A 20,118-nucleotide genomic window follows, 5' to 3' on the forward strand; every position below is an offset into this window, starting at 1 on the left:
GGCGCCTCATGCCGTTTCTACGTGAAACTGAATTTTCAGCCGAAGTGGTGTGGTTGGGATATGTCCCAGCAGGCCAATCTTTGCGGGCCAAGCCTGTCGACGCTCTGGACCTGAACTTTGATGGTACGCAGGGTGAACGGCATCACGGGCTCAATAGGGCGTCCTGTGTTCGGGTGGCGAATCTCTATCCCAAGGGCACCGAAATCCGTAATGTTCGTCAGCTGTCGGTACTGTCGGCAGCGGAGTTGGGTGATATCGCAGCCGAGATGAACCTGGCCGAGCTTGATCCGTCTTATCTTGGGGCATCGATCGTTTTGAAAGGCATCCCCGATTTCTCTCATATCCCTCCGTCGTCACGGTTGCAGGCCGAGAATGGCATGACGATCACTGTGGATATGGAAAACGCCCCCTGCGTTCTTCCCGGTCGCGAGATTGAGGCGGATCACACGGGATACGGAGCAGCATTCAAACCGGCGGCCAAAGGGCGGCGCGGAGTTACGGCGTGGGTTGAACGACCAGGGGCGCTGAAGCGCGGCGACAAGATGCAATTGTTTGTGCCGGATCAGCCACTTTGGCAACCATAGGTTCAATCCATTTCCGATTTGCTCCCTACGATTTCCCGCAACGCCGTTTCGCGGCAAGAAAATGTCGGAATCCTTAGCCTTCTGATTTGTGTACCTCAGTATATGTTGCGCAGCGCCGACGCCTGAGCGTCGGTTTTGCACGGAATTCAATCAGGGACCCTGCCCAATGAGCTACAAATCCGACATTGAGATTGCCCGCGAGGCAAACAAGAAGCCGATCCAGGAAATTGGTGCCAAGCTGGGCATCTCCAGCGATGATTTGCTGCCTTACGGCCATGACAAGGCGAAGGTCAGCCAGGACTTCATCAACTCGGTTCAGGATCGCGAAGACGGCAAGCTGATCCTTGTGACCGCGATCAACCCGACCCCTGCGGGTGAAGGCAAGACCACCACAACCGTGGGTCTGGGCGACGGTCTGAACCGCATCGGCAAGAACGCGATGATCTGCATCCGCGAAGCCTCGCTTGGCCCGAACTTCGGCATGAAGGGCGGCGCTGCGGGCGGTGGTTACGCTCAGGTTGTGCCGATGGAAGAGATGAACCTGCACTTCACCGGTGACTTTCACGCGATCACCTCGGCCCACTCGCTGCTGTCGGCGATGATCGACAACCACATCTATTGGGGCAACGAGCAGGAAATCGATACCCGCCGCGTTGCATGGCGCCGTGTGGTCGACATGAACGACCGTGCCCTGCGTCAGATCACTGCGTCGCTGGGCGGCGTTTCGAACGGCTTCCCGCGTGAAGCTGGTTTTGACATCACCGTGGCCTCGGAAGTGATGGCGATTCTGTGTCTGGCAAACGACCTGAAAGACCTTGAAAAGCGTCTGGGCGACATCATCGTGGCCTACCGCCGCGACAAGACCCCGGTCTACTGCCGTGACATCAAAGCTGAAGGTGCGATGACCGTTCTGCTGAAAGACGCGATGCAGCCGAACCTGGTGCAGACGCTGGAAAACAACCCGGCCTTTGTCCATGGCGGACCCTTCGCGAACATCGCACATGGCTGTAACTCGGTCATCGCGACAAAGACCGCGCTGAAAGTGGCTGACTATGTCGTTACCGAGGCGGGCTTTGGTGCCGATCTGGGTGCCGAGAAGTTCATGAACATCAAATGCCGCAAGGCAGGCATCGCGCCATCGGCGGTGGTACTGGTTGCCACTGTGCGCGCGATGAAAATGAACGGCGGTGTCGCCAAGGCAGATCTAGGTGCCGAAAACGTCGACGCTGTAAAGTCTGGTTGTGCCAACCTGGGTCGTCACATCGAGAACGTCAAATCGTTCGGCGTCCCAGTTGTCGTAGCGATCAACCACTTCGTCACCGACACTGATGACGAAGTAGACGCAGTCAAGAGCTACTGTGCCGAACACGGTGTCGAAGCGATCCTGTCACGTCACTGGGAACTGGGTTCGGATGGCTCTGCGCCTCTGGCCGAAAAAGTGGTCGAAATTGTCGAAAATGGCGCTGCGAACTTCTCGCCGATCTATCCGGATGAAATGCCGCTGTTCGAGAAGATCGAAACCATCGCCAAGCGCATCTACCGCGCCGATGAGGTGCTGGCCGACAATAAGATCCGCAACCAACTGCGCGAGTGGGAAGAAGCGGGCTATGGAAATCTGCCGGTCTGCATGGCGAAAACGCAGTACTCGTTCTCGACTGACCCGACCCTGCGCGGCGCCCCCACTGGCCACTCGGTCCCTGTGCGCGAGGTTCGCCTGTCCGCTGGTGCGGGTTTCATCGTGGTTGTCTGCGGTGAGATCATGACGATGCCAGGCCTGCCGCGCAAACCTGCGGCTGAAACTATCTGCCTTAACGACGCAGGTGAGATCGAGGGCTTGTTCTAGGCCGCCGAATAAGACATCTCGTGGTCCGGGGAACCCCCGGGCCATGAGGAGAAGAACATGCCCACTCTGACACCTCCACAAGACTGCCAATCGATGCAGGAATTGCGGGTTCAGATCGACAAGTTGGATCGCCAACTGATCGAGATGCTGGTGACGCGCGCAGGTTATATCGACCGCGCGTCCGAGTTGAAACCAAGCGAGGGCCTGCCTGCCCGCATCCCGGATCGGGTCGAAGAGGTGGTGCAAAAAGTACGCGCCGGATCGACTGAGGCAGGGATGGACCCGGAATTGGCCGAGCGGTTGTGGCGTATTCTGATTGACTGGTCGATTGCACGTGAGGAACGTGTGCTCGGCCACGACTGATAATCGGGCGCATTTGCGCCCTTTTGGCTTTGAAAGAAGGGATCATAGAATGGTAGCGCAGGTTATCGACGGGAAGGCCTTTGCCGCCAAAGTGCGGGCGCAGGTGGCCGACCAGGTTGCAAAGCTGAAAGAAGAGAACGGGATCACTCCGGGTTTGGCTGTGGTACTGGTCGGTGAAGATCCGGCAAGCCAGGTCTATGTCCGCTCGAAAGGCAAAATGACCGTCGAAGTCGGCATGAACTCGTATGAACACAAGCTGGATGCGGATACGTCCGAAGAGGATCTGTTGGCGCTGATCGATAAGCTGAACAATGATCCTGCGGTGCACGGCATTCTGGTTCAACTCCCTCTGCCCAAGCACCTGAACGAAGATCTTGTGATCAATTCGATTGATCCCGCCAAGGACGTAGACGGCTTCCACATTTCGAACGTGGGTTTGTTGGGGACTGGCCAAAAATCGATGGTGCCCTGCACTCCGCTGGGCTGCCTGATGATGCTGCGCGATCACCATGGTTCGCTGTCCGGCATGGATGCGGTTGTGATTGGTCGGTCGAACATCGTGGGTAAGCCGATGGCGCAGTTGCTGCTGGGTGACAGCTGCACCGTCACCATCGCGCATAGTCGCACCAAGGATCTGCCCGATGTGGTCCGCCGTGCCGATATCGTTGTAGCCGCCGTTGGCCGCCCCGAGATGGTTCCGGGCGACTGGATCAAAGAAGGCGCGACCGTGATTGACGTGGGCATCAACCGGATTGAACGCGACGGTAAGAACAAACTGGTCGGCGATGTTGATTATGCTTCTGCCTCTGAACGCGCCGGTGCGATCACCCCGGTTCCTGGCGGCGTCGGTCCAATGACGATTGCCTGCCTTCTTGCAAATACGCTCACTGCGGCGTGCCGCGCAAATGGTCTGCCAGAGCCCGAAGGGCTGACTGCATAACCACTTCACGCAGACATTATTGGGTATAAGCACAGACTATTGTGGCAGCCGGAGAGTGCAAAAGGCTCTCCGGCGTACTTGCTTCAAAAGAAAGAGAAATTTATACAGCGCTATCTATTCTTGACCCGGCGTCAACCAATGGTAAGCCTTCAGTTCTAGATAATTTTGGGTTTAGAATACCTTCCGATCTGGGGATTGTTGGTTTTACGTTTGGGGAGGTACGTTAGCCGGTATGATATCCAATCTGAGTCCGATCATCTCGTTTCTTAGCCTACAAAGGGTGGTGGCGGGTGTCGTTTTCATTCCACTTCTGGCATATTCCTTTGCCCCGTTTCGGGACATGACGCTGCCATTCTCTCAAAGATTGCTATTTTGGACAGGTGTCTTGCTGCTCGCGCTCGCGGCGACGTGGTCGGCTGGGAAATTGGTTCGTGAACGGTTTTGCGTTTCCGGTGTGCTGGTGCGGGATGTTGCCTTTACCATCCTGATCCTGACGCTGTTTGCACCGTCTTTGTGGTTTTTGACCTGGATCGTATTCACTCTGAATGGCTTGTCCGCGCCTGGCTTGCTCAAAGTAGCACCGTACGGCGTTCTGTTTGCTACCGGGTTGTTGCTGGTGCATCAACGAAACGAGCCCGCTGATTCCGAAGAAGCGCAAAGGCCGCGTATCTACAACCGTTTACCAGCCAATTTCCAAGGAACGATTTACCGACTGGCTGTTCGCGATCACAGTGTTGATGTGGTCACCTCAGAGGGCACATTCACCATCCGTTCGCGCTTTACCGATGCAATTGATGAGATGGAGCCTGTGCCCGGTCATTGCACACACCGATCGCACTGGGTCGTGGACTCGGCGATCGTTGGGGCCGGCAAAGAAGAGGGGAAGTCTTTTCTTAACCTCAAGAACGGAGATCGGATTCCGGTCAGCAGAAAATACAAGCAGCAGCTTGTAGATGACGGGCTTTTCTAGACCTTAACGTGGCATAGGAATGAGTTGCGGCTGCGCTCCGGTCAAAATCGCGCGCGCGTCCGGTGCCATGATATCGGTCAGGGTTTGGTCTGAACTGCGCAATCCTCCGGTATAGGCTCCGTACGCCGGAAGGATCAGCCTGGCCTGATCAAACAGGAACGCAGCGCGTGAGATTGATCTTCCCCGGGCGACGAGCCTTACTTTGGGGTGATAGTGACCCGAAACCTCTCCTGCCCCATCTGCCTGCGCAATATGACGAAAGCTCAGGCCATGGCAGCCCCATTCGGACAGATGTGTCCCGCCCATCTCAACGGGGCCGGGGTCATGGTTTCCTTCAATCCAGATCCAACGGCGACCGGCTTGCAGCATCGTGATCTGCAGTTTGTCCTCAGCCGACAACGCATTTGACGCATCGATATCATCAAAGCTGTCCCCTAAACATATCACCGTCGCGGCGCCTGTATGGGCCAGATCACTTGCCAAGCGGGTGAGCGTTTCGTGGCTATCATAGGGTGGCAGAGTTGGCCCACCCCTTCTGGCAATCCGTTCGGATTTACCCAGATGCAGATCTGAAACACAAAGCAAGCCCTGATCCGGCCACCATAACGCGCCCGTGCCCAATGCGGTCAGTTGCTGGCCATAAAATGAAAAGGTGATCTTGTTCATGATCCGTTCTTTGAACGATTTCGCGTGTCGTGCAAGAGGTTTATGCCGGTTGCAATCCCGCCGCCTGTAGCAACCTGACGCTTTCCTCGGCCAGTAGGCGTTCTTCGGCCTCGCCTTTGACAGGAACTTTGCCAACTTCCAGGAATAGTGGGGCCGCCAAGGGTGAAACACGGTCCAATCGCAGAAGATCAATCCGATCACCGATTCGGGCAATCATGGCTTCGATCCGTCTGAAATCGACCAATCCGCGCATGGCCTCTTCGCGGGTAATTTGCATCAGAAGATGGTCGGGATCGTATTTCAGCAACGTGTCATAAAGGATGTCAGAGGAAAATGTGGCCTGCCGACCGTTCTTGCGCTGCCCGCCTGTATTGCGCTCGATCAGGCCGGCAATTGTGGCCGAAGCGCGAAAGGTGCGTTTCATCACGGCATTGCCTGCAAGCCAAGTCTCTAATCCCTCGCGAAGAGCGTCCAGTTGAAACAGCGGGCGCGGATCGGTAACTGCATCCAATCCCCAGATCAGGGTTGCGTAGTCGGTGGCCACAAAACCCAACGGGGCAAGACCGGTCTCTTCCATACGTTTGGTGAGCAAAAGCCCAAGCGTCTGTTGCGCATTACGCCCGGCGAACCCGTAGACGCAGAGATGCTCGCGCCCTCTGTCAGGAAAGCTTTCGATCAGCAACCGGTCGCTTTGCGGCAAGCACGACATCTCGCGCTGCAGGCAAAGCCATTCGGCTGTGTGACGGGGCAGCTGAGGCCAATCCGGCTGCGCGAACATCCGTAATATCCGGTCACTTAGCTGCGTCGAAGTTGCGAATTTGGTGCCCGAAAAAGTAGCGATCTTGGGTTTGCGGTCAGCTCGGCGGCTTACCTCAACCACCATCTCTCGCAGGCCTTCATAGCGGACGATCTGACCGCCGATTAGAAACGTATCACCGGGGGTCAGTGAGGCCGCAAACGCCTCTTCTACTTCGCCCAAGGGCTTGCCGCCGCGACTGCGTTTGAGCCGAACCTTAAGCGTGTCGGTGTCCTGAATCGTACCCAAATTCATACGGATGCGCTGTGCCGCCCTCGGATCACGCAATTGCCACTTCCCATCAGGTCGCTGCTGCAACCTCTGCCACCGGTCATAGGCACGTAGGGCGTATCCACCGGTGGCGCAGAACTCCAAACAGGCGTCGAAGTCAGGGCGCGTAAGTTTCGCGTAGGGTCCGGCTGCCGCAAGCTCCGCGTATAGCGCATCGGCCTCAAATGACCCGGCAGCGGCGGCGATCAGAATGTGCTGGCACAAAACGTCCCGAGGACCGGACCCGCGCGGATCGCCATCCAGATCATGCTCTTGCACGGCCTCAAGCGCGGCCACGCATTCAACCACTTCGAACCGATTGGCAGGCACGAGAATGGCCTTTGAGGGGGCGTTGTAGCGGTGATTGGCGCGTCCGATCCGCTGCACCAACCGTTTGACGTTTTTCGGGGCGCCGATCTGGATCACGAGGTCCACATCGCCCCAATCGATTCCCAGATCGAGGCTGCCCGTGCAGACAATCGCGCGCAGGTCCCCCCGAACCATCGCCGCCTCGACCCGCTCGCGTTGCTGCCGATCCAGACTACCGTGGTGGATGCCAATGGGCAGGGCGTCATCATTGGCGAGCCAGAGGTTGTGAAAGAAAATCTCGGCCTGCGCTCGGGTGTTGTGAAAAATCAGTGTTGTCTTGTGCCGCCTGATCTGTTCCATGACTGCAGAGATTGCATATGCCGCGCCACCACCCGACCACGGCGGCATCTCTTGCGTTTGCAGCATTGAGATATCGGGGTCTGGGCCGGGATCGGCCTGAATAATCTGGCAAGGATCAGGGTGGCGGGCCAGAAAGCGCGCGATGCCTTCGGGGTCTTCGACGGTGGCCGAAAGGCCAACCCGGCGTAGATTGGGGCAGAGGGTTTGTAACCGTGCCAGCGCCAGCATCAACTGATCCCCTCGTTTGCTTTCTGCCAACGCGTGGATTTCATCAACGATGATACGCTGAACGTCTTCAAACATACGGGGCGCATCCTCGTACGAGGTCAGAAGCGCAAGGCTTTCAGGTGTTGTCAGCAGAATATGGGGCGGGTCGGCACGCTGGCGTTTCTTTTGCGTGGCCGATGTATCGCCGGTGCGGTCTTCAATCCGAATGGGCAAGCCGATCTCTTCCACCGGAACCCGCAAATTACGTCTGATATCCGCCGCCAATGCCTTGAGCGGCGATACATAGAGCGTGTGCAAGCCTTCATGCTGACCTTCTGCCAATTCGGCTAGCGAAGGCAGAAACCCGGCCATGGTTTTACCACCACCGGTAGGCGCAATCAGCAACGTCGCCGGATCGGCAGCCCGCTCAAACATCTCGTGCTGATGCGGGTGGATCGACCAGCCTTTGTCTGAAAACCAGTTCTGAATTGCATGGGGAATCTGCGCCATCCAGCAAATCTAGCGCAGCCCCAAGGCCATGGAAACCATGGCCCTTAGATCAGTGAATGATCTTTTCTTCCTTAACGAACATGTTGGCCCATGCGCGATCGATAAGATCGGGGCTCATCTGATAGGGGATGCCCTCAAACTCGCAGATCGATATCATCTGGTCGATCAGGAAGATCGGCTGATAGTTCGCATAGATATTGTTGATCGTCGGGTATTTGACCTTCAACAGATGTACCAGCGCGGCCTCGTCCAGCGGCATGCCACGTTTGCGTGCCACCATGGCAAAGATCTTCAGGAAGTTCTCCTGGTTCGGCCCGTCAATCTTGATCTTGAAGAAGATCCGGCGCAGGGCCGCTTGGTCAAAGATCTCATTCGGGTGGAAGTTGGTCGAGAAAATGACCAGGGTATCGAAGGGCACTTCGAACTTTTCACCCGATTGCAGACCAAGGATATCCTTGCTCTCTTCTAGAGGAACAATCCAGCGGTTAATCAGGGCCTGAGGGGGTTCGGCCTGACGCCCAAGGTCGTCCACGATGAAGATGCCACCGGTTGATTTCAACTGCAGCGGGGCCTGATAGGTCCGCGCCGTTGGGTTGTACACAAGATCGAGCATGCTGAGCGACAGTTCACCGCCGGTTACCACGGTGGGGCGCTCGCATTGCACATAGCGCGTGTCGAACCGCTTGCGGCGGCGCAGGCTGTTGGGGTCATCAGCCTCCTGCTCGATCGCCGTATGTACGATCGGGTCGTAAACTGTGATCACCTGACCGGCATATTCTATGGCACGCGGAACATAGACATTATCGCCTAGCGCATCGCGTATCCCGTTCGAGATCGAGGATTTACCGTTGCCCGGAGGGCCATACATCAGGATCGACCGGCCCGCACTGACCGCAGGGCCCAGATGGTCCAGAAGACTGTCGGGCAAAACCAGATGCCCCATCGCGCCTGTCAGCTGATCGCGGGTAACCTGAATGTTCCGGATCGACTGTCGCTTGACCTGCTCGCGATACACATCCAGCGGCACCGGCATTGCGCCAAAGTACTCAGACTGGCTTAGCGCGTCCAGCGCGCGGGCTTTGCCGGCATCTGTTAACTGATAGCCCATTTCATTGCCAGAATTGGCGTTCAACGTTCCGGTTGCTTCCAGCAGTTTCTGTTCGCGGGCGATGTCCACAATCTCTTGCGTGACGGAACCTGGCAGGCAGACGGCCTCGGCGATTTCGCTGACGGTGTCCACGTTTTTGCGAAAAATCGTTTTCAGCAGAATGTCCCGCATCATCACCAGCGGAAGTTGCATTTCGCCCAATCCCTTAGGGGCAGGGGGGGCAATCACAGAGGAGGTCTGCATATTCATGAGCGGGGCTCGTCCATACAAAAATCACGCCAAAGGCCCGTAAAGGACCGCATTTTTCAGAATTTGGCGCGGATTTGTGGCAGGACAAAGGCGCAGGCGAGGCGCGCTGATGATTGTTTACGACCCGTGGATTATGCCCAGAATCAAATAGACAGCGAGGCTGCCCGCCAACGTCAGACCCATCGGGAATTGTTTTCCGCGATCCCAGCTTTCCCAATGCGGGGCGATCTGGCGCAACCGGGTATATTTCGCGAGCCGATGAGCAGAAAACGCCCCCAGTAGAGTTGCGGTCAGTATCACTAAGACCAGCATCAGGTCTCCGACCCATACAAATGCGGCGGCGGCGGCGCAGAATTTGGCGTCACCGGCCCCCATCACGCCGGCAGCATTCAGTACGATACCGATGATCAGAACGACGACCATGTGAAATAATTGCCACCCGTAGACCGGTATAGACAGGCTTAACGGGCCCAAATTGCCTGGAACCCACGGGCCATACCATGGTGGCAGGGCGATGAGGCCGACGACTATGAAAACCACGGCCAGCGCCACGACCGCATGGTTCTTGATCCGCATCTCACGCATATCCGTATAGGCAACGTAGAAACAGATCGGCAGAACAAAGGGCAGAAACCAGGCTGCTGCGGCCGCTGGTATGGTCATGGATCAGGCGTCCTCAAGCGCCCGAAGTGATCGGACCGCCTCGTCATAATGCTGGGGATGCGTGGCAATCGCTTCACGATAGAGATTCTTGGCCAGGTTGATATCACCTTGTTTCACCGCCGAAATGGCCATCGTATTCAGCAGCCGCGCTCGTTCGGTCTGTGTCATTGGCACAACCGGGACGCTATAGTTACCTTGCGCGCTGCGCGCCAAAACCAGATTGTTCTTGGCAGTAAACAGCGAGTTGTCCTGCTGGATCGCTTCGGTAAACAAACGCTCGGCTTCTGCATACTGACCGCGGGTCAGCTTGGAATAACCCCAGTTGTTCATAACACCCGCCGGGCGCGTCGTTAGGCCAACAGCGGTTTCGTAGTAGTGGTCAGAGCGTTTCCAGTCCTTCCGAGAATCCGCCACCAGCGCCTCAAGCCGATAACGCTTAAAGGTCTCGTAGGTCGGTGGGATCCGATCCAGCGTCTCCTTTGCACCGTCCCAGTTTCCACCACGTATCTGAGCATCCGCATATTCGACACGATCGGCGTTATTGGCGCCCTTCATGCTGAGCACGCGTTTCCACGCAGCGGCAGCTTCGGTGCTGCGCTTGGCGCGGGTCAGAGTGATTGCCAGACCCCGTTGCAAATCAATACGATCTGGGTTCTTGGCGGCTGCGCCCTGGAAATAGGTCACGGCTTCATTGGGATCGGCCGCGTTCAGCATCACATCATTCAGGTTGGTCTCGTCGATGACGTTCACTTCCTGAAATGTGCGTTCGACCTTTTCCTCTTCGGTTTCTTTTGCGCAGGCCACCAAAACCAGCCCGCACGCAACCATCGTCGGAATCAAGAAGGGTTGGCGCATTTTTTGCGTCCTTTTACTGCTCTGCCTCTATTACCGGGTTTTGCGCAGAACGAATTCTCCGTCGCCGCGCTGCTCCAGCTCAAATTCTTGTTCTTGTGGAGTATTATTAACAGGATTTTCTATTTTTGCGAGTGCTAACCGCAGATTGTCACGGATTGCGTCACTTTCGCCATTGTCCAATGCGTAGGCTCTGCGGAACACTTGGGCTGCTTCGGCATATTCACCTGTTTCGACAAGGAACACGCCCAGATTATTCCAGGCGACGGGCCAGTCGGGGTCATCCTCGACCGCACGGCGAAGTAGGGGTTCGGCCTGGCCAATCCGGCTTAGACCCAGATTGGCCGTTCCAAGCGATGTCAGAACTTCCGGTGTCATGCCTTGTTGCAACGCCGCACGCGTAAAGGATTCAAGCGCGAGCTCATATTCACCTGCTGCCATCAACCGGTTTCCGACAGCAACTTCGTCTACAGCTGGCCCATCTGGGTCGACGCCCGGCGCAAACGGATCGTCCGTCGCGGCAGTTTCAGTGCAAGAAGCCACCGTGGCGATAACCATGGCGGCCTGAAAAAACCTGCGAAAAGGCCAGAAAGTCAGTTTGGCACTCCTGCGCAGAAGAGGGTTCTTTTCTTCATCCACCAAACTCCATGATAGCCTTTGCCGAAGGTCCAACGAGAATGACCAGCAGAGGAGGGACGGTCAGCATCATTGTTGCAAGCGTCATTTTCGTTGGCAACTTATTCGCGGCCTCTTCTGCGCGCATCACGCGTTTGTCCCGCATTTCATCAGCGTAAACCCGCAAGGCTTCAGCGATAGATGTCCCGAAAGTTGCCGATTGGATCATCACTGTTACGAATGCACTTACATCCTGTACACCGCATCGCGTCGCGAAGTCGCGCAGAACTGTATCCTTTTCCTTACCGGCCTTCATTTCGTAAGCGACAACTTCGAACTCAAGCGCGATGTCCGGATAAGATGCCTTCATTTCGGATGCGACCCGAACGATGGCCTGATCCAATGACTGACCAGCCTCAACGCAGACCAGCATCAGATCGAGCGTGTCAGGAAAGCCGTTAACAATTGCCTCCTTGCGCTCTTCGACGCGTTTAGTGATCCAGTACTTGGGTATAAAATATCCAAGGACACCCGGTCCAAGAACTCGGATAAGCAATTGGGTCGTATCAAACTCCTGATCCCCTGCGAAGACGGTAACCAGCGAGACTCCAACCAAGATCCCGACTATCCCTAGCGCGAACTGTGCAAAGTGGAAGAAGCGAACAGCATCCTTCGACTGATAGCCGGCTTGCCGAAGTTTAAGCTGAACGGCTGAGTATTCTTCTTCGTCCTTTGGCTCCAGGAAGTTGGCAAACTTCTCAAGTTGCTCGTTTCGGCTGGCAGTTCTGAGGCGTTCTTTCTTTTCTTTCTTGCTAGTCTTCGGCGCAGAATTAGACCGTTGCAGTTTCTTAAGCGGATCTTCCGGCTGGTTCAGCATTAAAGGCACTGTTACCAAGATCATGAACAATCCCAAGACGCCGACGACGATCAGCGGACCGAACTCGCCAAGGTTCTGCTTCAGCAGCTCGTTGATCTGGTTCAATAATTCCATCGTTGGGCCTCTTAAACCTTAATATCAGTCAGGATACGCATGACGATCAGGTTCAGCGTCAGCGTGATGCCGACAAAGAAACATGCTGGGATGAAAAGCGGGTCGTCGATCACGGCGTCATAGTAGTTCGGATCTTTGACCAAGATGAACAATAGACACGCGACCGGAAAGCCCGACAGAAACTTCCCTGACCATTTAGCTTCGGCGGTAATTGCATTCACGCGGCGGAACAGGCGGAACCGAGCGCGGATCACCTTTGCAAGACCGGCCAGAATATCGGCCAGATTACCACCTGATTGCTGCTGAATCGAAACTGCGACAGCGAGGAACCGCAAATCCTGCATATCCAAACGCTCGGCCATATCCTTGAGCGCTTCGCCTACATCGCGACCATAGGCAGACTCATCCGAGATAACGCCAAATTCGGTGGCGATAGGATCTTCGACCTCGTTTGCAACAATCTGAATTGAAGACACAAAAGGGTTACCAACTCGCAGGGATCGCACCATGAGTTCCACCGCATCGGGCAGTTGCTCTTCGATCATTGCCATGCGTTTTTTGGCTTTGTTGTTTACCCATGTATAAACGGCACCAACACCAATAGCGACAGAGAGTGCTGCACGAAGCGTGACTTCGGTGGCGGTGGCAATGCTCAGGACCATAAAGGCCAAACCTGAGACCAATGCCATAATCATGATCAACTGCCGCGGAGAAAAGGCGATCGCGGCCTTCTGCGCTTTATCGGCCAGAAGTGAATAGAGTGGAATGCTCTGCGATTTCATGTGCTGCTGCATTTCTTTGCGCAGCTGCTCCAACACTTGTTCGCGTCCAACACCCTTGTCGATCATGTCCAGTCGGCGGTTTACGCGGCTGTTCAGGCTGATCGATTTTCCGAATGCGACCAGATAGATACCTTCGACAAGGGCAAATACCCCGACGAAAATCACGATATAGATGATCGCCTCAATAGGCAGTTGCATATCTTGGTTCTCCTACATCGTGGTGGGGTCGTAGATCGAGGCGGGCAAGTCAAAGCCCCACAGGCGGAAGCGCTCGGAATAGTGGCTGCGAACGCCTGTTGCCGTGAAATGGCCAATGATCTTGTTGTCTGGCGTTAGGCCAACACGTTGAAATCTAAAGATTTCCTGCATTGATATGACATCACCTTCCATCCCGGTAATTTCGGTGATCGACGTCATCCGGCGCGAGCCGTCCTGCAAACGGCTGGCCTGAACGATCAGGTTCACAGCGGACGAGATCTGGCTGCGGACGGCCTTGATCGGCATCTCGATCCCGGCCATGGCGATCATGTTTTCCAGACGCGAGATGCCATCACGGGCCGAGTTGGCGTGGATCGTGGTCATCGAACCATCGTGGCCTGTGTTCATGGCCTGAAGCATGTCGATTACTTCGGCGCCACGCGTCTCACCCACGATGATGCGGTCGGGGCGCATACGCAGGGCGTTCTTCAAACAATCGCGCGGGCTGACCTCACCTTTGCCTTCGACGTTGGGTGGGCGGCTTTCCATCCGGCCCACATGGGTCTGTTGCAGCTGAAGTTCCGCCGTATCCTCAATGGTCAGGATCCTCTCGGCATCATCAATAAAACTGGACAGCGCGTTCAACGTCGTCGTTTTACCAGAACCCGTACCGCCCGAAACGATGATGTTCAAACGCGTCGAAACTGCGGCCTGCAAATAGGCCGCCATCTCTTCGGTAAACGCACCAAAATTGACCAGATCGTCGATGCCCAGCTTGTCTTTTTTAAACTTACGAATGGAAACAAGCGAACCGTCCACCGCAATCGGCGGCACCATGGCGTTGAAACGCGAGCCATCAGCCAGGCGAGCGTCAACATAAGGGTTGGATTCATCGACGCGACGACCCACGGCGGAGACGATCTTGTCGATGATTCGCATCAGGTGCTTTTCGTCTTTGAACGTGATGTCGCTAAGCTCAAGCTTACCGGCTCGTTCTACGAAAATCTGCTGAGGGCCGTTGACTAGAATATCGTTGACTGAATCGTCCTGCAGAAGCGTTTCGAGAGGGCCGAGGCCGGTTACCTCGTCATAAAGCTCTTTGTTCAGCTGGCTGCGATCTTCACGATTCAGAACGATGTTACGCGCTTCTAGCACTTCGCTGGCAATCGCGCTGATCTCATTGCGCAGCTCGGCTTCTTCGGCCTTTTCCAGCGCTGCGAGGTTCAGATTCTCAAGCAGTTCGCGGTGAAGCTCTAGCTTGATCTCCCCCAGCCTTTCCTTGCGCTTGCGTTCTTTGTCGTTTCCAACAATTTCTGCTGCCTTTTTCTTGACCGGCCGCCTGGCAATCGCATTTTCAGTAGGCGCTGCTGCAGGTGCTGCCGGAGCTTCTGATTTAGGCGCTTCGGCTTCAACCGGTTGCGCAGAAGGCTGTTTTTTGTATCTAGAAAACATGGCAGCTCCCCTTCGTTTTATGCGGCTTCAGCGTCGCTACTGCCCAAGCTGTGAAGCGATTGGGCCAGTTTGGCGATTTCCCGGCGTAGGGGGTTCTTGGCTGCCGAATTGGCGAGCGGTAAACCATGATCACCGGCTTGCATGACAGGCTTGCCTCCATCGGGCAGAAGCAGATCAATCGAGATACCGAGGCTTTCGCCCATGCGCTTGACCCGGCTTTTGCCGTTGAGATCCGTAAATTTCGGTGCCTTGTTCATCGCGAAACGTAACTTGTTGAACGGTAATTCTTCGGCCTGCAGTGCTCGCTTGAGGCGCAGCGCGTTCTGAGCCGAGCGCATATCCAGTTCGATCAGTGCAAAGTAAACATGCGCTGCTTGCAGGACTGTTTCTGACCAGTGAACGAGCGTTTTCGGCATGTCGACAATGACATAATCGAATTTTGCTCGCGCGGTGTCGATCACGCGCTGGATGTCTTCGGGAGTGATAATATCCAGCGGTACCATGTCGGAAGGTGCGGTCAGCACCTGCAGTTTTTCGTCAAATGTCTGCAATGCTTGGCTGAAAGAGTCTTCGTCCATTGAATCGGTGTCCGAAAGCATCTCGAATACAGCTTCATGGCGCGGCAAATCCAAATAGGTCGAGACTGTACCGTATTGCAGGTCCAGATCGATCAGGCACACTTTGGGCGCTTCCTTGGCCGACACCGTTGCCAGCTCCCATGCCAGATTGACCGCCATGGTGGTCGAACCGACACCACCTGCGAGACCCTGAACGACAAACAGCGCCCCTTCTTTCGAAGCGCCGCCAGTTGGGCTCGGAGTAGCTTGAGGCGCGACAACCGGATCAGGTTTGTTCATCCGATCAATCGCTTCTTGTAGCTCATTTTCCGGAAGCGGATAGGGGACAAACTCATCCGCGCCTTTGCGCAACAACTGATGCAGAGCGGCTGGGGTTACGTCTTCCGCAATCAGTACGACCTTGATGCCTTTTTCCTTGGCTTGAGTGATGATTTCACCCATCAGGGTCAGGTTATCTTCGTCATCACCATCCAGTGCCAAGGCAACAAATTGAAGCGTCTGGGCCTCGGGTTGACTGAAGAATGCAAGCGCTTCGGCAAACCCAAGATCACCCCAGCGCTCACCCAGCGCGGCTTCCATGTCTTCGATCAGAAGATCAAAGTTCTGGACATCCCGGCTGATGGTGCAGGCCAGAATGGCATTGTTATCGTCTTGCGGCGTCGCGCTGGTCATTAACACAATCCTCGTCGAGAGGGCTGAGCAAACCGTTAGAACGCTTGAAGAGTCAGTTCTGGTATGCTGTCGCCCGATGCGGTCAATTTTGGCCGCAGGTCACCCAATTGTTCGCAAGGTCGCTCGAAAGTTGGGCGAGAATTGGGCGCAAAAGAACCAATTGTAGGGAAATGGGCGACAATGCCGCCCATGACCTAATTATTATTCTCCGGTGTCGCCAGCATCTTCCTGGCGCTGGATATCGCTGATCGGGACCGCGCTGGCGATATATTCGCGATAAATCACCTCAGCGTATTTACCATCCAGCAAATTGGGATGCCGATCAACAAAGCCGGATACCTCTGTCACTGTCCGACGGTTGCGCCGGTCGCGATCTTGAGTGGCGACCAGAGGCCGGGATTTTCCAAAGGAAACAACAGCTTCAAGCCGCGAACGGGATATACCCTGCCGCGTTAGGAAGGCGACGGCAGCATTTGCGCGGCGCTGACCCAATCGCTTGTTGTATGCTTCCGATCCGACAGCATCCGTATGGCCGTACACGCGGAATCGCGCCTCAGGGAACTGTTTGATCCAGGCCGCTTGCTGCAGCAGAATACGTTGCGCTGATGTGTCCAACTGGGCGCTATCAAAGGCAAAGTTGATCTGCGAAGGCACCTCAGCGGCGAAACGCCTCGCGAGAATTTGACCGTAGGTCAACTCGCCATTCATAACCTGAATGTTGTTGAGGGTGGCGTTCCCGAAAGTTCCTTGATCGATTTCGTAACCGGCCTCGCGTGTACAGCCGGCGACAGCAACCGAAAGACCCAGTGTTATGATCCACTTATCCATTGGTCTATCCTCTCTATCAATCCAGGACGTAGCCGTAAGAGGTGCCAAAATCTTGTCTGGCGACTTCTGAGGCTGCACCATTCCCGGCACGTTCGGTTCGAGCGACCCTACCATTGACGAACAGATCGAACTCGCTGGGAGGCTTAACTCGATCGGTCGGCAAGGCGAGCGCTTCGCCGCGTGTCGGTGAAACCAGATGCGCAGTGATGATGATGATCAATTCGCTCTGCTCACGTTGATATTGGGCACTTCTGAATAAGGCACCAAGCACAGGGACATCACCGAGCCATGGAACCTGGCTGTTCAGATCCGTAAAGTCGTCTTGGATCAGTCCAGCAATCGCAAAGCTCTCACCATCCCGCAGTTCGATGGTCGTACGGGTTTGGCGAGTAATGAAGCTGGGAACGTCGTCGCCATTGATCGAGAAACTTTGACTCTGGTCAATACTCGATACTGATGCGCCAAGTTCCAGGTTGATCAGGTCGCCATCCACAACGCGCGGGACAAATAGAAGTTGTACACCAAACTGACGATATTCGATCCCAACAACACCGTCACCTTGCGGTACGGGGATTGGCACTTCGCCACCTGCGAGGAACTCAGCTTCTTGACCAGACAGGGCTGAAAGATTCGGTTCCGCGAGGCTGCGCACAAGCCCTTTGGTTTCAAGCGCTTCCAACAGTAGCCGAACCTGTGTCGAACCCGCCCCGAAGCCAAACAGGATGGCTCCAGAATTTGTTTGAACAAACGGGATGTTGTTCCCCAAGGCGTTGTTTAGAGCACCTTGGTTGTTCAGCGTATTGAAGCCAGCGGTGGTGTCACCCCCGCCAAACCCCAGAGATGCCGACAGGTTCTTTGCAACGGAGCGGTTCATTTCCGCAAAGCGCACTTTCAGCATCACCTGCTGAACGCCACCGACATTCATGAGGTTTGAGACGCGTTCAGGCGCATAGCGTTCTGCCAGTTCAAGAGCACGCGCCAGCCTAGCGCTGCTGGAAACCGTGCCAGACAAAACGATACCGTCATTTGCGGTCCGAACTTCGATTCGCTCATTCGGCAGAATCTGGCGCAGCCGCTCTTTGAATTCCGTGACATCCGGTGAAACACGCACACGAACATTGGTAATCAGATTACCTGCGCCATCGAACAGCGTCAGGGTCGTCATTCCAGGTGCTCGACCGAGTACATAAATTGTGCGGTCCGACAATGTCGAAATATCCGCGATGCCTGCGTTGGCAATACTGATGTCAGCAAACGGTTGTTCGCTCTCCACCACGATTGCGCGGTTCACGGGCACATCCAGCGATTCTGCCGTACCCTTTTTTACCACGCGAAGATTTTCAGCCCAAGCGGCACCGCCGATTGGGCTCACAACAAGCGACAACCCCAGCAGGGTTGCGCTGATCCAGGAACGTATTGTCATGTGACCTGCCTCTCCGATCACCACTCGATTTTTATGGGTCTAATGCCCTATGGTGTAAAACCCTGCGGCAAAACCAGATTTATTGCAATAATCAATGGTTTCTGGAATTTTCCTTATGTGGGTTATTCGCAACAACACAATGAAAAAGACCGCGCGAAATGCACGGTCTTTGGCGGGTAAGGGTTTGAATTAACGTTAGTTTGTACAAGGAATTGGGGTTTCGACCGTTTCGCCACCCCGACGTGTCCGAATAGTACAGACTTTCTTCTCGGCGACCACAGGGGCGGGAGCTTGTTCTTCGATTCCCAGCAGCGACTGTTGATCGACCTCGATCACTTCCGCCACCTTGTCATCTTGCGCACCGACCAATGCCAGAGACATACGGCCTGTATTCTGGGCTTGAGCTAAGGCGGCGATTTGTTGCGGAGTCGCGGCAACTGTAACTGTGCGGGCGATTGTTGTACCAGTCACATCCGCGCCTGCGGTCTGATCTACAGCGACCAGTTCAATATTCGTCAACACAAGGCGGGTAATTTCGCCACGATCAGAGTCGCTGGTTCCACGCAACGAACCAGTCCAATACACATCAACAGTATCTCCGGGTCTCAGGAAACCCGATACGCCTGAGGCCACATCAACGCTGATCGCGAAGGCGCGCATCCCTTTGGACAATTGTGACCTGAGGCCAGCCGTCTCGCCCGGATCTGTGACTTTGACTTCCATTATAGCTTCGTCTTTCTCCATCGCGCGGAGGACGAAACGTTCATTATTCTTAATTTCGGGGAACAAGGTCGCCATCTCTAAGAAGGCGCCCTCCGGAATCGCATTTTCCGGCCATTGAACAATACGAATGTCTTCCTCGTTCAAACGTTCACCGTATTTGAGCGTGCGGTTTGAAACCAAAACACCGACGGTCGGGACAATACCTGCCTTTGCGTTCGCCAATGCCTCTTCACGCAGCTTACGTTCCTGCGCAAGTTTGGTTTGATTTTCCGTGATATACTCGCGTGCCATATAGACAGCACCGCCGGCCAGGGCGACCCCGATGATAAGAACAAGTCCAAAAACAGCTCGCATTTGTTCCTCTTTTTTTCAGACCGCGACACACGACGTCACGGTGATTCAGCGTCCAAGATAGTTTTCAATTGTGTCGAAAAAGCGGACAATTCCAGTGCATTCGACAAAAAATGACAAAGTTTGGGGGAATACGGTTTTGGATAACCGGAGCAAGGGCGACCTCGCTACAAACCTATCTCTTCGACTTCAACATTCACGATAGGCTGTCCCGAAGTCGAATGAGATTGACTCAGAACACTGTACATTAATGCCGACAGACCAATGACCACAGCAGTCAGAACGACCCAGTCCACTGTAACTGCACCGGTCTCATCGTCATTGAAACTCTTTATTTTGTTCAACATTGGATTACACCACGGCATTCTCGACTGAAAACAAAAGGGCCACGCCTTTGAACAAAGACATGGCCCTAATTGCGATACTAGACCGATGAAGGCTTAGTTGCCGGACGGATCCGGAGTTGTGATGGTCACGCCGGACAGAGCAGTGTCGATGTCGCCCGCCAGGTCGCTGGCGCCGCTGTAAATCTGGTTGTATGCAACGGCTGCAAGGCCAACAACGGCTGCGGTCAGAACGACCCAGTCTACAGTTACGGCGCCGTCTTCGTCATTGCGGAAGTTCTTGATGAACTTGATCATGTTATGTCCCTCCTAAAGGATCAAAAAGTAATTAACCTCGGCGTCTTTCAGAGCTTTCTCTCTCAGTCCGCTCCCGATCGTCTCGGTATGGATATATGTTTGACCCCTGTGCGTGGCAGGAATTGGGCCAAACCAATTTTTTTTGGCGCAAAGCTTAATTTTTTGTAGGTAATT

Annotated in this window: 19 protein-coding genes; 5 read left to right on the plus strand and 14 right to left on the minus strand. The window is 55.1% G+C overall.

Annotated elements, in window-relative coordinates; all coding sequences use genetic code 11:
• Positions 1-8 precede the first annotated feature (8 nt).
• From ACR0NN_RS08290 to ACR0NN_RS08310, 5 genes are all read left to right on the plus strand, one after another.
• Positions 9-584, plus strand: coding sequence for an MOSC domain-containing protein (locus ACR0NN_RS08290; protein WP_170721197.1), 576 nt, complete (start codon positions 9-11; stop codon positions 582-584).
• 166 nt (positions 585-750) lie between these two features.
• The gene (locus tag ACR0NN_RS08295) at positions 751-2,427 is read left to right on the plus strand and encodes a formate--tetrahydrofolate ligase (RefSeq protein WP_170424307.1); all 1,677 of its coding nucleotides are present in this window, start codon (positions 751-753) and stop codon (positions 2,425-2,427) included.
• A gap of 57 nt (positions 2,428-2,484) precedes the next feature.
• Positions 2,485-2,790 carry a chorismate mutase gene (locus ACR0NN_RS08300; RefSeq protein WP_170721190.1) on the plus strand — a complete coding sequence of 102 codons (306 nt, stop codon included), beginning with the start codon at positions 2,485-2,487 and terminating at the stop codon, positions 2,788-2,790.
• 49 nt (positions 2,791-2,839) lie between these two features.
• A complete protein-coding gene (gene folD / locus ACR0NN_RS08305) occupies positions 2,840-3,730 on the plus strand; it encodes a bifunctional methylenetetrahydrofolate dehydrogenase/methenyltetrahydrofolate cyclohydrolase FolD (RefSeq protein WP_170685992.1) in 891 nt (296 codons plus the stop codon).
• Between the two features lie 232 nt (positions 3,731-3,962).
• Positions 3,963-4,700, plus strand: a complete 738-nt coding sequence (locus ACR0NN_RS08310; RefSeq protein ID WP_170721188.1) for a LytTR family DNA-binding domain-containing protein — start codon at positions 3,963-3,965, stop codon at positions 4,698-4,700.
• A 3-nt stretch (positions 4,701-4,703) separates the two neighbouring features.
• Here the strand turns inward: ACR0NN_RS08310 and pdeM are convergent, their stop codons facing one another.
• The 14 genes from pdeM to ACR0NN_RS08380 form a co-directional block, all read right to left on the minus strand.
• On the minus strand, positions 4,704-5,366 hold the full coding sequence (gene pdeM, locus ACR0NN_RS08315) for a ligase-associated DNA damage response endonuclease PdeM (RefSeq protein ID WP_170721184.1): 663 nt from the start codon (positions 5,364-5,366) through the stop codon (positions 4,704-4,706).
• A 40-nt stretch (positions 5,367-5,406) separates the two neighbouring features.
• Positions 5,407-7,818, minus strand: a complete 2,412-nt coding sequence (locus tag ACR0NN_RS08320) for a ligase-associated DNA damage response DEXH box helicase (protein WP_170721179.1) — start codon at positions 7,816-7,818, stop codon at positions 5,407-5,409.
• Between the two features lie 49 nt (positions 7,819-7,867).
• Positions 7,868-9,175: an ATPase gene (locus tag ACR0NN_RS08325; RefSeq protein ID WP_170721175.1), complete on the minus strand. Its 1,308-nt coding sequence runs from the start codon at positions 9,173-9,175 to the stop codon at positions 7,868-7,870.
• 117 nt (positions 9,176-9,292) lie between these two features.
• Positions 9,293-9,838, minus strand: coding sequence for a prepilin peptidase (locus ACR0NN_RS08330; RefSeq protein ID WP_170721173.1), 546 nt, complete (start codon positions 9,836-9,838; stop codon positions 9,293-9,295).
• Positions 9,839-9,841: 3 nt separating this feature from the next.
• Positions 9,842-10,693, minus strand: coding sequence for a tetratricopeptide repeat protein (locus ACR0NN_RS08335; RefSeq protein ID WP_170721171.1), 852 nt, complete (start codon positions 10,691-10,693; stop codon positions 9,842-9,844).
• Positions 10,694-10,723: 30 nt separating this feature from the next.
• On the minus strand, positions 10,724-11,248 hold the full coding sequence (locus ACR0NN_RS08340) for a tetratricopeptide repeat protein (RefSeq protein WP_170721165.1): 525 nt from the start codon (positions 11,246-11,248) through the stop codon (positions 10,724-10,726).
• A 73-nt stretch (positions 11,249-11,321) separates the two neighbouring features.
• On the minus strand, positions 11,322-12,296 hold the full coding sequence (locus tag ACR0NN_RS08345) for a type II secretion system F family protein (RefSeq protein ID WP_170721162.1): 975 nt from the start codon (positions 12,294-12,296) through the stop codon (positions 11,322-11,324).
• Positions 12,297-12,307: 11 nt separating this feature from the next.
• Entirely contained in the window at positions 12,308-13,276 is a 969-nt protein-coding gene (locus tag ACR0NN_RS08350; RefSeq protein WP_170685983.1) for a type II secretion system F family protein, read from the minus strand.
• Positions 13,277-13,288: 12 nt separating this feature from the next.
• Positions 13,289-14,728 (minus strand): TadA family conjugal transfer-associated ATPase, encoded by a 1,440-nt coding sequence (locus ACR0NN_RS08355; protein WP_170721157.1) that lies wholly within the window; start codon positions 14,726-14,728, stop codon positions 13,289-13,291.
• 17 nt (positions 14,729-14,745) lie between these two features.
• The gene (locus ACR0NN_RS08360; protein WP_170721154.1) at positions 14,746-15,978 is read right to left on the minus strand and encodes an AAA family ATPase; all 1,233 of its coding nucleotides are present in this window, start codon (positions 15,976-15,978) and stop codon (positions 14,746-14,748) included.
• Positions 15,979-16,179: 201 nt separating this feature from the next.
• Positions 16,180-16,806, minus strand: a complete 627-nt coding sequence (locus ACR0NN_RS08365) for an OmpA family protein (RefSeq protein ID WP_170721149.1) — start codon at positions 16,804-16,806, stop codon at positions 16,180-16,182.
• A gap of 16 nt (positions 16,807-16,822) precedes the next feature.
• Positions 16,823-18,229, minus strand: coding sequence for a type II and III secretion system protein family protein (locus ACR0NN_RS08370; RefSeq protein WP_170721144.1), 1,407 nt, complete (start codon positions 18,227-18,229; stop codon positions 16,823-16,825).
• A 195-nt stretch (positions 18,230-18,424) separates the two neighbouring features.
• Positions 18,425-19,306, minus strand: coding sequence for a Flp pilus assembly protein CpaB (gene cpaB, locus ACR0NN_RS08375; protein WP_170721128.1), 882 nt, complete (start codon positions 19,304-19,306; stop codon positions 18,425-18,427).
• 437 nt (positions 19,307-19,743) lie between these two features.
• Positions 19,744-19,944, minus strand: a complete 201-nt coding sequence (locus ACR0NN_RS08380; protein WP_170721109.1) for a hypothetical protein — start codon at positions 19,942-19,944, stop codon at positions 19,744-19,746.
• Positions 19,945-20,118 lie beyond the last annotated feature (174 nt).

The organism is Ruegeria sp. BA2, assembly GCF_056539605.1.